The 14,482-nt window shown below is 44.1% G+C and carries 7 protein-coding genes; all 7 read left to right on the forward strand.

The genetic code is table 11. From position 1 onward, the window contains the following. Positions 1-113 precede the first annotated feature (113 nt). Positions 114-1,043 (forward strand): cysteine synthase A, encoded by a 930-nt coding sequence (gene cysK / locus DXB77_RS00845; RefSeq protein ID WP_021944777.1) that lies wholly within the window; start codon positions 114-116, stop codon positions 1,041-1,043. A gap of 536 nt (positions 1,044-1,579) precedes the next feature. Beyond that, complete coding sequence (locus DXB77_RS00850) at positions 1,580-2,599, forward strand: lysylphosphatidylglycerol synthase transmembrane domain-containing protein (protein WP_117822217.1); 1,020 nt, start codon at positions 1,580-1,582, stop codon at positions 2,597-2,599. A 90-nt stretch (positions 2,600-2,689) separates the two neighbouring features. Continuing rightward, a complete protein-coding gene (locus tag DXB77_RS00855) occupies positions 2,690-5,392 on the forward strand; it encodes a TetM/TetW/TetO/TetS family tetracycline resistance ribosomal protection protein (RefSeq protein WP_243013863.1) in 2,703 nt (900 codons plus the stop codon). A gap of 269 nt (positions 5,393-5,661) precedes the next feature. Further along, positions 5,662-8,001 carry a hypothetical protein gene (locus DXB77_RS00860; protein WP_118662460.1) on the forward strand — a complete coding sequence of 780 codons (2,340 nt, stop codon included), beginning with the start codon at positions 5,662-5,664 and terminating at the stop codon, positions 7,999-8,001. A 387-nt stretch (positions 8,002-8,388) separates the two neighbouring features. Next, positions 8,389-9,870 carry a glycerol kinase GlpK gene (gene glpK / locus DXB77_RS00865; protein WP_118662461.1) on the forward strand — a complete coding sequence of 494 codons (1,482 nt, stop codon included), beginning with the start codon at positions 8,389-8,391 and terminating at the stop codon, positions 9,868-9,870. Positions 9,871-9,949: 79 nt separating this feature from the next. Continuing rightward, entirely contained in the window at positions 9,950-12,502 is a 2,553-nt protein-coding gene (locus DXB77_RS00870) for a glycoside hydrolase family 3 N-terminal domain-containing protein (RefSeq protein WP_118662462.1), read from the forward strand. A gap of 447 nt (positions 12,503-12,949) precedes the next feature. Further along, positions 12,950-13,924, forward strand: a complete 975-nt coding sequence (locus DXB77_RS00875; RefSeq protein ID WP_021944785.1) for an aldolase catalytic domain-containing protein — start codon at positions 12,950-12,952, stop codon at positions 13,922-13,924. The last annotated feature ends 558 nt before the right edge of the window (positions 13,925-14,482 follow it).

Consider the following 14,482-nt stretch of genomic DNA (forward strand, 5'->3'; position numbering starts at 1 on the left):
AATAATAAAAACAGTAGATAATTGAACATAAAAATAATAAAAAAATATGGGTGATCGAAGATCATCGGTCACCTGCAAAACGAATAATAGAATCAGAATAGGAGATTAAAGTTATGAGTAAAATTTATAAAGACGCAACAGAGTTAATCGGAAATACACCATTAGTAGAGTTCAATCACATTGAGAAAAAGGAAGGCTTAAATGCAAAGATCCTTGCAAAGTTAGAGTATTTTAATCCGGCAGGAAGCGTAAAAGACAGAATCGCAAAAGAGATGATCGAAGATGCTGAGAGAAAGGGCACATTAAAGCCGGGCGCTACGATCATTGAGCCTACATCCGGAAATACAGGTATCGGTCTTGCATCTATCGCTACAGCAAAGGGGTATAAGGCAATCATCGTTATGCCGGAGACCATGAGCGTTGAAAGAAGAAATATCATCAAAGCATACGGCGCAGAGATCGTTCTGACTGAAGGTGCAAAGGGTATGAAGGGTGCGATCGCAAAAGCTGAGGAGCTCTCTAAGGAGATCCCTGACAGCTTCGTTGCAGGTCAGTTCGTAAATCCTGCAAATCCGGAAGCACACAGAAAGACAACAGGTCCGGAGATCTGGAATGATACAGATGGAAAGGTTGATATCTTTGTAGCAGGTGTTGGTACAGGCGGAACGGTAACAGGTGTCGGTGAATATCTGAAGCAGCAGAATCCGGATGTTAAGGTTGTAGCAGTAGAGCCGGCTACATCACCGGTTCTTTCAAAGGGAACTGCAGGAGCACATAAGATTCAGGGTATCGGTGCAGGATTTGTACCGGATACATTAAATACAAAAATTTACGATGAGATCATCACAATCGACAATGATGCAGCATTTGAAGGCGGCAAAGAGATCGCAAGTATAGAAGGTATTCTCGTTGGTATCTCATCCGGTGCAGCTTTCGTAGCAGCAAAGGAACTTGCAAAGCGTCCTGAAAATGCAGGAAAGACAATCGTAGTTCTCCTTCCGGACAGTGGTGACAGATATTACTCAACTCCGCTCTTTGGATAAAACCAATAAGATTTACATGTGAATATAATATCTTTTCAAAATAATCATTTATCTCAAAACAGACACGCTTCACCATACAGCAATGTGGTGGGGCGTGTTTGCTGTTGTGTCTTTTATACCTGTACAGCTATGCCATACATTATGATAAAAACTTGTGTAAGTTTTTATTCCATGCATATGCCTTATTCGCTCATGCTCCTGTGCAAACTCGCCTTCGGCTCAAACATGCACCCGCATTCGCCGGCAATATGCATGTCATAACGAAACTGACCCAAATGTTTTATATCATAATGTATGGCATAGCTGTACAGGCAATAAAAACTTGTGTAAGTTTCTATTCCATGCATATGTCTTATTCGCTCATGCTCCTGTGCAAACTCCCCTTTTTTGTTGTCGGTGAGCGTGTGGATATGGTATATTATATGAGTATATGAATATTTGGAGGATGAATATAGAGCAAAATGATTTTTTTGAGGATGCTGCATATATGGAAGTTGAGTAACAATAGATAAAAGATACGGAGTAATAAGTTGAGTATGAAGAAATTAACAGAAACACAGAAAAGTATTATAAAGTGGGCATTTGTGCTGGTGCTTCTTGGCCTGATCGTATATGTGTTCCGGGATATGGCAGGACCGATCGCAAAGCAGCTTGTGAAGACAAGCCCTTGGATCGTCGTGCTGATCCTTGTGGCGACATTGCTGTATGGTGTGTTTGAGAGTACGATCACGATGTTATTTGCCAGACAGTATAATCCGACGTTTACATTCAGACAGGCGTTTGGAATGACATATTTTGTGTCATTTTACAGAACGGCGACGCTTGGAAGCGGAGCGGGTGTGTCGGCTCTGGTTTACCTGAATGAGTATGGAGTGAAGACATCAGAAGCATTTGGTATGTATATGATTGAATATGCAGTGCACAAATTAGGCATCGGAATCATGGCGGTGATCCTGTATCTGCTGCATTTCCATTATATGAATGAAACCTTTGCGGAATATGAAGCATATATTGGAATTGGATTTGTGGCTACAGTTATTATTACGATATGTTTACTGTTGTTTGTATGTGCCGGATGGTTCCATCAGATCTTAAAGAAGCTGATGAATCTGGTGAATTACAGAGGACGATTTACAGAAAAGTTTGATAAAATCAAAGAACAGTGTGATATCATGGAAACGGAATCAAAGGAATTGCTGCGCCATTGGAAGCTGCTGCTTGGCGTTCTGCTGATCAACATTTGTAAATTTTCCTGCTGGTTTATGATTCCGTATATTGTACTGTACAAGAGCGGTGCATTTTCGCCGGATGTGGCACTGGCGATCACGACGGTATCAGTCATGCTGGCGGCAGTTATTCCTACGCCTGCAGGAATCGGTTCCAGTGAGTTTGTAATGATCGCAATGTTTGGTGCGATCGTGGGAAGTGCGAAAGCAGGAGCTATGGCACTGCTATACCGTTTTGCAACATTTGTATTTCCATGTGCACTGGGCGCGGCCTATGCAGCGAAGTTTGCAGTTATAAAACAGAGAAAGAATAAGAAGAAGGAAGTCTGACCCGTATGAAATGTGGGATGGATGGAAAAATATCCATCAGCTATATGCTCGATATGATATATGATGGACAGAAACAGGGTAAATACAGATATGAAAAAGTTGGTGGTGGGTATTCTTGCCCATGTTGATTCGGGAAAAACTACATTATCGGAAGCCATGTTATATACGGCAGGCAAGATCCGTAAGCTTGGACGGGTGGATCATAAGGATGCTTACCTGGATACGGATGCACAGGAGCGGGAGCGTGGGATCACGATATTTTCCAAGCAGGCGGTATTTACATATGATGGCATGGAGATTACACTGCTTGATACGCCGGGGCATGTTGATTTCTCGGCGGAAATGGAACGAACCTTACAGGTGCTTGACTATGCGATTCTTGTCATTAATGGTGTGGACGGGGTACAGAGCCATACCGATACATTATGGAAGCTGTTGAAGCGGTACGAGATCCCGACATTTATATTTGTAAATAAGATGGACATGGATGGGGCAGATAAAGATGCTGTTTTCCAAAATATACGAAAAAAGCTGGATGGGGATTGCGTTGATTTCTCATCCGGGGACAGAGATGAACAGATCGCGATGGCAGACGAGAGACTGTTAGATACCTATCTGGATAGTGGTATGGTTGAGGTAGAGGATATCATCGAAGCAATTCTTGACAGAAAGATATTTCCTTGTTTCTGGGGATCGGCACTCAAACTCTCCGGTGTGCAGGAATTGTTGGATGCGATGAATACCTATATGGTGATGCCTGCATATAATGCAGAATTTGGCGGACGGATCTTCAAGATATCGAGAGATGCAAAAGGGGAACGTCTTACCTATATGAAGGTGACCGGAGGAAGCTTAAAGTGCAGAGAGCAGATCGAGGGAACCGAAGGAAAAGTCAACCAGATACGGATTTATTCCGGTGCGCGTTACGAGCCGGTAGAGGAGGCTTCTGCCGGAACGGTATGTGCGGTCACCGGGCTTGGTGAGACATCCGCAGGTCAGGGCGTTGGATGTGAACAGGAAAATGTATTTGCCGGACTGGAACCTGTGTTATCTTATAAAGTCAGCTATCCGGAGGACAAGGATGCAGTTGTCGTGCTCCGGGATATCAGGCAGTTAGAGGAAGAAGAACCTGAGTTACATGTGGAGTTTGCACAGGAGACCGGAGAGATCTTTGTGAAGGTTATGGGACAGGTGCAGCTTCAGGTGCTGACGCAGATCGTAAAAGACAGATTTGGCTATCTCATATCATTTGGTATGGGAAGGATCATATATAAAGAGACACTTGCAGAACCGGTAATGGGAGTCGGACATTTTGAGCCGCTTCGTCACTATGCCGAAGTGCATTTGCTGATGGAACCGTTGGAGCCGGGAAGTGGCATGCAGTTTGATACGATATGCAGTGAGGATGTACTCGATAAGAACTGGCAGAGACTGATCCTGACACATCTGGAAGAAAAGGAATACCGAGGCGTGCTGACAGGCGCACCGATCACGGATATGAAGATCACAGTGACCGCAGGACGGGCACATCAGAAGCACACAGAGGGCGGTGATTTCCGTCAGGCGACATATCGTGCAGTAAGGCAGGGGCTTATGATGGGAGAATGCAGGCTGTTAGAACCCGTGTATGCGTTCCGACTGGAGATCCCTACAGAGATGACCGGTCGGGCAATGAACGATATCACACGGATGCATGGACGATTCGCACAGCCGGAGATCGAGGGTGAAATGAGTATCCTGACAGGAACTGCACCGGTTGCTACGATGCAGGAGTACCAGCAGGATGTAACGGCATATACCAGAGGACAGGGTAAGTTATCCTGTACCTTGCAGGGATATGAGCCATGCCACAATGAAGATGAAGTGCTGGCGGCAAGTACCTATGATCCGGAGCTTGATATGGCAAATCCGGCATCATCGGTATTCTGTGCACATGGAGCCGGATATATCGTGGACTGGTACGATGTGTATGATATGATGCATGTAAAAGAAGATCCGGGATTTGCACTTGCAGGAATGGAAGATGTCCTGCGGAATATAACGTCAGAGCCTACTGAGGCAGACGAGGATAACCGAAAACGGATGGCGCGCGAGCGGCAGGACGCAGGTGCTCCGGTGTATGATGAGAAAGAGTTAGAGGATATATTTGTCCGCACCTATGGTTCAAACAGCCGGGAAAATGCAGCTTATAATAAAGCAGGTTTCAATCGGCATAATAAGAGTGTATCGGAAGCGGACTGGTATGTGAAAAAGGCGGCAGAACATGGTAAAAGCAAAACTACCGGTGCGCAGACACTGTCTGCCGGATCAAAGACGGCGGATACCGGAATTGCCAGACCTGGGGCATACAGGAAGCAAAAGGGTGAGAAAGAATATCTGTTAGTTGATGGGTATAACGTGATATTTGCATGGGATGATCTGAAAGCACTGGCGGCGGTGAACATTGACAGTGCCAGAGATAAGCTGATCGATATTATGTCGAATTATCAGGGGTATGTCGGCTGTGAATTGATCCTTGTATTTGATGCTTATAAGGTGAAGCAGAATCCGGGCAGCATCACAAAGCATGGAAATATCCATGTGGTCTATACGAAGGAAGCAGAGACTGCTGATATGTATATAGAAAAGACGACACATGAGCTTGGCAGAAAATATAAGGTGACGGTTGCCTCATCAGATGGACTGGAACAGTTGATCATCATGGGGCAGGGCGCACTTCGGATGTCCTCCAGTGGGCTTCGGGAAGAAGTAGAACGTGTGAACCAGATTTTGAGAAATGATTATCTCAAATAAAACGGACATGTTTCTGGTATGATCCTGAAAAGATATTAGAGGGAATCGATTCCAAAACAGCTATATGTATGAAATTTGTTAAAAATAGAATGTAAAAGTGAGTATTCTTTTCACAAAATTATATTATATAGATAAAAATATTTGGAATGTTTAAATAAATTTGGAAAAAATAACCAAAGAAAACCATATATTCCTTGAAGTTAATAACAAAATCTGCTAAAGTGAATAGTATGAGCGTACGAATTCAGATGAGATATGGAGGAGGAAGTATGGGAAATAAATTATTTGTAAGACAGATGAAGAGAACCGTTGCCTGCGTTGCGGCAGCAGCTACTGTTTTCTCAATGAATCCGGCAGGACTTCCGTATGCAGGGGGACAGGCTGGGGCATTTGTTGTAGATGCAGCGACTGAGAGTACGGCAGTGGAGATCAGTACATATGAACAGTTTGCAGCTTTTGCAAAAGCGGTAAATGCAGGTACGGCAGAGTCATATGCAAGTGTAAAGCTGACAGCGGATATTACGATACCGGCAGGAACCACATGGACACCAATCGGTAGTGCTGCTAATCCATATACGGGAGTATTTGACGGGGCGGGACATACAGTGTCAGGACTTACGGCAAGTATAACGGCTGCAGAATATAGTCCTGAAGCTCCGTTTGGTTTATTTGGAAAGACACAGGGAGCAACGATCAAGAATCTGAAGATGAGCAATGTAGTACTTTCCGGAGAATCGAGTTCGGGCAGTGGTATTTTATGCGGTCTGGCTGAGAAGACCGAGATCAGCGGATGTACGATTGATAGCAGTTGTTCAATCGTAAGTGATGGTGCATTGATCGGTGGTCTGGCATGTATGCTTACAGGAAGTACGGTTAAGGATTGTGTGGTTGCTGCGGACATTCAGTTGAATGGACAGGCACCGTCTGGTGGTTATGTTTATCAGGCAAATGGTTCCCAAATTATTAACAGTGTATTTAAGGGAACGATCAAGGGCACTGGTGCAATTGTATATACGGGTGGATTTGTTGGAATTAATAATGGTCTGATTGCAAACTGTATCTATTCAGGTTCAATGACTGCGGTTGCTTTTACAACCTGTAGTGCTTTTGCAGGAGAGGCATCGACTTCAGGAACGATAGTTAACTGCTTTGCAAATGGTAAGTTTTCATTAACAGATGGTTCAACAGGTACTACAACAGGTATTTTCAGAGGAAATGGTAACGGTAATAAAGTTGCAAACTGTATTGCAAATACTGCTATGGAACCGATGAATCTGATAGCTGTAGCAGGCAATGTTACCGATTGTGCATTCATGGAGCCATCAGAGATCGCAGCCGGTAATGCTTCTTACAAATTGAATGGATATGCAGCCTCTTTGACAGATGCTGAGAAGAAAGAATACCATACATCCGAATGGAAATCTTTTGTAGAAACGGACAATGGTTCACTGACATTCAGTTCAGAAACCAAGGTTACAAGAAAAGTAACATTTTATGATACAGACAATAATGTGATCAGCGGCGGTTCAAGCTTTATGGAGGAGGGCGCAAAACTCGTATATCCGGAGGCAGCAGACCCTTCCTATATTGCATGGGTAGACAGCAAGGGAAGAATATATGATGAGAATTCAGTTGTTGGTTCTGAAGACCTGAATCTGTATCCACTGACAGAAGGTTATGTGGATTCACTGTTGAATATAAAACAGGTATCGATCACACTGGATAGTGATATTTCTCTGGTATATCTGGTAGATCCGGCTGTTCTGGAACGTTATCAGAATGCGACAATTGTGTACCGGGATGCATCCGGAACGATACAGGGAGCATCGGGCTTGTCAAAAGAACTTACAAAGACCGTAAATGGCAAGACATATCTGTATGGAGAGTTTACAGGAATTGCAGCAAAGGAAATGACGAAAGATATAACAGCAACGCTCGAAGGTACCAGTGATGGTGGAATGACAAATTGCTACAGCAAGGCTTATACAACCAGTGTTGCTGATTATGCAAAACGGCTGATCGCAATGGAAGGCACAAGCAGTGTATTAAAGACACTCTTGGTTGATTTGGTAAACTATGGTGCATCCGCTCAGACCTATTTTGGATATAACACTTCAGATATGGCAAATGCAGATTTTGATGATTATCAGACCTATGCGAGTGCAAAGCATTCATTAACAGGATTTACGAATTCCGGAAGCTCAGTTACAAATTCCGGTGTTGTAAAGATCAGTGGACGAACATTGGTGCTTGAGAACCGTGTTGGTATTGCAGTGATCATTGATACATCTGAATATGACGGAGATGTTTCAGATATTACGATTAATGTCAGTGGAACAGGAGTTTCAGATGTTATAGCAGGTCAGGATCTAAAGCCATATGGCACGAACAAATATTATGGTGTTACATATGAGATTCTTCCGACAAAGATGGATGAAACTTATACATTTACAGTTCAGGTAAATGGTGAAGCGTCAGCACGTATGACCTATGGTATATCTGCTTATGCCTATAATATGAGAAACAACAGCAATACAAAGCTGGTTGCATTACTGCAGGATATCATGGAATACGGTAATTCCGCATTAAACTACTGGCTTGCAAACTAAGAACGATAAGATATTAATATAAAGATATTGAAAATATAAGGAGGGTTTAAAAAATGAAAAAACAGTATGAATCACCAGTTATGGAGATCGTAGAATTTGAGGCAGAGGATATTATTACAACTTCAGGTAATATGCTTCCAACAGATCCAGCAAGCCAGATGTTGGAATAAAAAAAGCTAAATGTATAAAACACAAAATATAGTCACAATATGAAATTGTTTATTATAATATAACAGTTAACACAATAAAATACGGGGGCAGGGAAGTCTTGTACCAAAACCTGCCTCCGTATTTTGTTCATTTGTTATGGTAACGAGGGAAACGCAGCATAAGACAGGCAGAAGTTAGAACAGCCTGAGAAATTGTTATTTATAAAGAGGATATACAATGCAGAAATACATAATGGCGCTGGATCAGGGAACAACCAGTTCAAGAGCAATTTTATTTGGAAAAAATGGAGAGATGGCTGCTGTATCACAGAGGGAATTTACACAGTATTTTCCGGAAAATGGCTGGGTAGAGCAGGATCCGAAGGAAATATGGGCATCTCAGATGAGCGTAATGATGGAAGCAAGAGAGACACTTGGTATTCCAGTAGAAGAGATTGCAGCGATCGGAATTACGAATCAGAGAGAGACAACGATTGTCTGGAATAAAGAAACAGGAGAACCGATTTATCCGGCTATTGTATGGCAGTGCAGAAGAACCGCTGACCGGATCGATGCATTAAAGGCAGAAGGGTATGATACTGTGATCCGGCAAAAGACCGGACTAATCGCAGATCCGTATTTTTCCGCTACGAAGATCGAGTGGATCCTCGATCATGTTGACGGAGCAAGAGAGATGGCAGAGCAGGGCAAGCTGTATTTCGGTACAGTGGATACTTGGCTGATCTATAAGCTTACCGGCGGCAGGGTTCATGCAACGGATTATACAAATGCATCCAGAACGATGCTGTTTAATATTCACACATTAGAGTGGGATAAGGAATTGCTGGAGAAATTCCGGATACCGGAAAGTATGCTGCCGGAGGTGCATAATTCCAGTGAGATCTATGGATACACGGATGAACGGTTATTCGGCGGTTCGATACCGGTTGCAGGTGTTGCCGGAGATCAGCAGGCAGCTTTATTTGGACAGTGCTGTTTTGAACCGGGAGATACGAAGAACACATATGGTACCGGCTGTTTCCTGTTGATGAATACGGGAGACAGGGCTGTTTATTCCGAACATGGACTGCTTACTACGATAGCGATCGGACTGAACGGCAAGGTACAGTATGCACTGGAGGGCAGCGTATTTGTTGCAGGAGCGGCGATCAAATGGCTGCGCGATGAAATGAAGCTGATCGAGAAAGCCGGTGATACAGAGAGAATAGCATTATCCGTTAAGGACAGCAATGGTGTCTATGTGGTTCCGGCATTTACAGGACTTGGCGCACCATATTGGGATGCATATGCCAGAGGTGCGATCCTGGGACTAACCAGAGGCACCACAAGGGAACATATTGTTCGGGCGACCGTGGAATCACTGGCATATGAAACCTACGATGTGTTAAAGGCAATGGAGAATGATTCTGGCATGGAGCTGAAACGGCTGCGTGTAGATGGCGGTGCGAGTGCAAATAATTTCCTGATGCAGTTCCAGGCTGACCTGTTAGCAGGGGAAATTGTGCGTCCGGTCGTAACAGAAACGACAGCACTTGGTGCGGCATATCTGGCAGGACTGGCTGTTGGATATTATGACAGTATAGAAGAGATAAAGCAGAACTGGCAGGTGGAGCGGATATTTGAGCCGCAGATTGATGAAGAGATGCGGAGGATGCTGCTTTCCGGCTGGGAAACCGCAGTAAAGCGGGTGCTTTTATAAAATCAGAATTTAGTAGATAGAATTTGTAAGCTGTTTTCAGATGAATAGAAAATAGCTGCAAATAGCAGGAGATAAAAATATGACAGATAAGATCAAGAAAATACTGGAACAAATGACAATAGAAGAAAAGGCTGACATGGTATGCGGTGCAAGTAATTTCTGCACAGCAGATGCTTCCAGATATGGGGTGCCTGCGATCCGTATGCTGGATGGCGGAACCGGGATCAATTATGAACAGTTGATCGCAGATCTGATCCTTTCCTGGCGTACAAATCCACGCGATGAGGAAGAAGCATGGCTGATGAAGAATTTTAGTGCAACAGAAGAAAGAAATGTTATATTTGATTATTTCCGTCCGGACAAGCTGACAGAAAAGGAGACAAAGGTCTGGAAAAAAGTCCGGGAATATCTGAAGGAACAATTTATAAAGCATACAACCAATAATGATACGACGCTTGCATTTGTTGAAATGGCAGGCGATGCGGCGGCTGATATTATGTCCCCGGCATGCTTTCCGTGTGGCATGATGCTGGGAGCAACCTTTAATCCCGATGTTGTCAATCAGACAGGACATGCACTTGGAAGAGAAGCAAGAGCGTATGGCGTGAGTATGCTTCTTGGAACACCGAATATCAATATCCACAGAGATCCACTGGGCGGAAGACTGTTTGAGGGATTTTCTGAGGATCCGTGTCTGGTAGCAAAACTTGCCCCGGAATATGTAAAGGGTGTGCAGGAGGAAGGTGTTGCAGCAAATATCAAGCATTTTGCTGCCAATAATCAGGAGAAGAACCGTCAGGGAATTAATGAAACGATATCAGAACGGGCATTGCAGGAGATTTATTTTCCTGGTTTCCGTGCCTGTGTAGAGCAGGCGCAGCCTGCGACAGTTATGGCAGCCTATAATAAGATCAATGGAACAGCCTGTACGGCAAATGAATGGCTGTTAGACGGTATTCTGCGTAAATACTGGGGCTTTGAAGGTATGGTCGTATCAGACTGGGGGGCAGTATATGATCCGATCGCAGCGTTAAAGGCAGGCAATGATCTGAATATGCCGGGAATCACAGCAGATCCGGAGAAGGTTGTTCAGGCAGTGGAAGCCGGGGAGCTGACAGAGGAGGAGCTTGACCGGAATGTGGCGAGAGTGCTGGAGCTGATGGACACCTATGGTTCACCGGAATGCTATGATATGTCAGCACAGTATATTATGGATATGTCGAAGCAGGCAGCATATAAGGCAGCCTGTGAGGGAATTGTATTATTGAAAAATGAAAATGAAATCTTCCCAATCCGGTCGAAAGGAAAGGCGGGCAATGATTCTGTATTTGAAACTGTATCAGACGAGGAGGTAATGTCCGGGGTTGTTCTGTGCGGAAGCGGAGCTATCCGTTTATATGACTGTGGTACCGGAAGTGCAGGTATTACGACAGATAAGGACAGCAGCATCTACGAGGGGCTGATCCAGAATGGTGTCGAGGTGAGTATCGGAATACCGGCAGCAGGGAAGCGTGCAGGCATTTCCACCTATATCTGCGTTGCCAGAATACCGGGCATGGAAGGAAATGACCGGAAGAATATGAAGCTGTCCGCGGAGGATGCACAGATTTTGAATCAGATGTTAGATCTGAAACGGGAAAATCCTATGGTCAAATTAGGATTGATCTTAAATGTAAGCGGCCCGGTTGATCTGGCACTCTGGGAGCATGAGCTGGATGGTATTTTCTGTATGTTCCTTCCGGGAATGGAGGGCGGACATGCGATGGCAGATATTTTAACCGGACGTGTTAATCCATCCGGAAAGCTGCCGCTGACCTTCCCGAAGAAGCATAAGGATACACCGACGTATCTGAATTTCCCCGGGGATGGATATCAGGTCAATTATGGAGAAGGGATTTACGTTGGATACAGATATTATGATAAGAAGATGGTAGAGCCGTTGTATCCATTTGGACATGGATTATCCTACAGTCATTTTGAGATCAGCAATGAGCGTGCGATTGCGGATTCTGTTCCGGTGGAACTGGTTTATCCGGATGGCAAAGTGGATAATAAGAAGATGCCGGTGCTGACGGATTCTCTCCGGATCGCTGTGGATGTGATCAATCAGGGACCGGAAGAGTTTTCAGAGGGTATGGAAGTCGTTCAGCTTTATATCAGTGATCCGTATGCGACGATATCAAAGCCTGTAAAGGAACTGAAAGCTTTTAAGAAGATCCGGCTGGCATATGGTGAGCGTGAAAAGGTGACATTCACATTGACGAAGGAGGATTTTGCATCCTTTGACAGTGACCTGCATCAGTGGGTAGCAGAGGAAGGCGTCTATAATATTCTGATCGGCAACAGCTCACGAAATATCGTGTGCAGTATGCCTGTTTATCTGGATGCGAAGACAGAGTACAGCTACAGTCTGCAGACACCGATCAAGGTGCTGTATGAGAATTCTGTGACGAAAGCGCATATGAATCATCTGTGGCTCAGACTGGGACTTGATCCGGCGGATATTGACAATAAATACGAATATGAACCACATACCAGACTGATCAATCTGGTTCATCTGAAATGTGAGAATCCGGATCAGGAAGCACTGGATGAATTCGAACTCCGGGTTGGAAGTCTGAAGCGGGCGTAATGATATATTATTATTAAAAGCTCCCGGGCACTCCATCCCTGCTGCATACTGCCTATACGAAATAACTTGCTGCGATTTCTGCTCATTGCACATGTCTGATTCGTAAATGCTCCTGCGCAAACTCACCTTCGGTGAGAACCTGCGCCCGCATTTACTGACAATGTGCAGTGAACAACGAAATTCTCGCAATGTTATTTCGTATAGGCAGTATGCAGCAGGGGTGGGATGTCCGGGAGCTTTTTCTATGATAGGACAGTCATCGCGGAACTTTAAAGTGAAAAAGTTTATTGCGTTGAAGTAAAAAAGTGCTTGCATTATTTCAAAAAGCTGTTATACTATACTCACGCCAACGCGTTAAAGTGAGAAAATAAATAGAAAGAGCGTTGGATACCCCTGAGAGTTTGAGCGGCTCATCAGGTGATAAAAAAGATTTAGGAGGAAACAGCGATGATAGGCGGAGATATGATCACGTACAGACCTGATATTCAGGTGCTTGATGCTACAATTCGAGATGGAGGACTTGTCAACGATTTTTATTTTACAGATGAATTTGTAAAAGCACTTTATGAAGCAAATTTGAAGGCTGGTGTTGATTATATGGAATTCGGCTACAAGGCTTCCAAGGAGATGTTCGATGTAGAGAAGTTCGGAAAGTGGAAGTTCTGTGACGAAGAAGCCATTCGCAGTATAGTCGGAGAGAATAATACAGAGATGAAGATATCTGTTATGGCGGATGTCGGAAGATGCGATTACAAGACAGATATTATTGACAGAGCAGACAGTGTTATTGACATGATACGTGTGGCTACATACATCAACACCATGCCTGCTGCGATCGAGATGATAGAGGATGCACATGCAAAGGGATATGAGACGACCTGTAACATTATGGCGATCTCAAAGGATCAGGAGTCAGAGATCGATATCGCCCTTGAGATGTTAGGCAAATCAAATGTAGACGGAATCTACATTGTAGACAGCTACGGCTCTTTATACCCGGAGCAGATCCAGAGACTGACACAGAAATATGTGGCAGTTGGAGAGAAATACGGTAAGAAGATTGGTATTCATGCACATGACAACATGAAGATGGCATATGCAAATACTGTTGAAGCAATGAGACATGGAGCAAGCATGTTAGATGGAACGGTAAGCTCTATGGGACGAGGTGCAGGAAATTGCGCGATGGAATTGCTGCTTGGCTTCCTTCGTAATCCAAAGTACAATCTGTACCATATCCTGAAGTTCATTGAGCGTTACATGGTTCCGTTAAAGGAAAAGGGTGATGCTGTATGGGGCTATGATGTACCTTACATGCTGACCGGTATGCTGAACCAGCATCCAAGAGATGCCATTGATTTCATCAAACAGGGCAAACACGAATACGCTGACATGTACAGCTACTTACTTTATCGCGAGTAAGCAACTGTGAGTAGTAGCTTGTGCTGTATTACAGATATTGTTCAGCTTGGCAGATAATAATATATGAAATAAAAATGGAAGACAGTATTTACTATATGTAACAAGTTGGATGTCAAGACTTGCGAATCATATGTAAAACTGTCTTCCATTTTATTTGCGCTTTGGAGACTGTAGATATAATATAAGTTCTGCGAACTTCGAGCAGTATCTTCAAGACGTACTCCGTTCAGAAAAAGCATTGCCAGCCAATGCCGGTATAAGGAAGCACACCAGAAATTTTTCGCAAGTTAATTTCCCAAGTCGGTACCAGCCGACAGTATGGGTTGACGGATATCAACGATCATAGCGAGGCTTTCGTAATGAGGTTTGCGCTAGCTGCCTGCATTAAGCCCATTGTTTGAGCCTGAAAGGCGAGTTTGGGCGACTGCAGGCAAATGGGCGCGTGAACCGAATAGAAAACGAAGCGTATCGGAGATATCCGTCAACCCATACTGTACGGCGTACGGTGGTGTACAGGAAATAAACAACTGTACAAAATGTGGGGTTTGTGGTATTTTT

The sequence above is a fragment of the Clostridium sp. OM05-9 genome (genome assembly GCF_003481465.1).
Lineage (GTDB): Bacteria > Bacillota > Clostridia > Lachnospirales > Lachnospiraceae > Coprococcus > Coprococcus ammoniilyticus.

Coding starts and splice junctions, on each gene's coding strand:
- cysK (WP_021944777.1), top strand. CDS start 114: ATGAGTAAAATTTATAAAGACGCAACAGAGTTAATCGGAAATACACCA.
- DXB77_RS00850 (WP_117822217.1), top strand. CDS start 1,580: ATGAAGAAATTAACAGAAACACAGAAAAGTATTATAAAGTGGGCATTT.
- DXB77_RS00855 (WP_243013863.1), top strand. CDS start 2,690: ATGAAAAAGTTGGTGGTGGGTATTCTTGCCCATGTTGATTCGGGAAAA.
- DXB77_RS00860 (WP_118662460.1), top strand. CDS start 5,662: ATGGGAAATAAATTATTTGTAAGACAGATGAAGAGAACCGTTGCCTGC.
- glpK (WP_118662461.1), top strand. CDS start 8,389: ATGCAGAAATACATAATGGCGCTGGATCAGGGAACAACCAGTTCAAGA.
- DXB77_RS00870 (WP_118662462.1), top strand. CDS start 9,950: ATGACAGATAAGATCAAGAAAATACTGGAACAAATGACAATAGAAGAA.
- DXB77_RS00875 (WP_021944785.1), top strand. CDS start 12,950: ATGATAGGCGGAGATATGATCACGTACAGACCTGATATTCAGGTGCTT.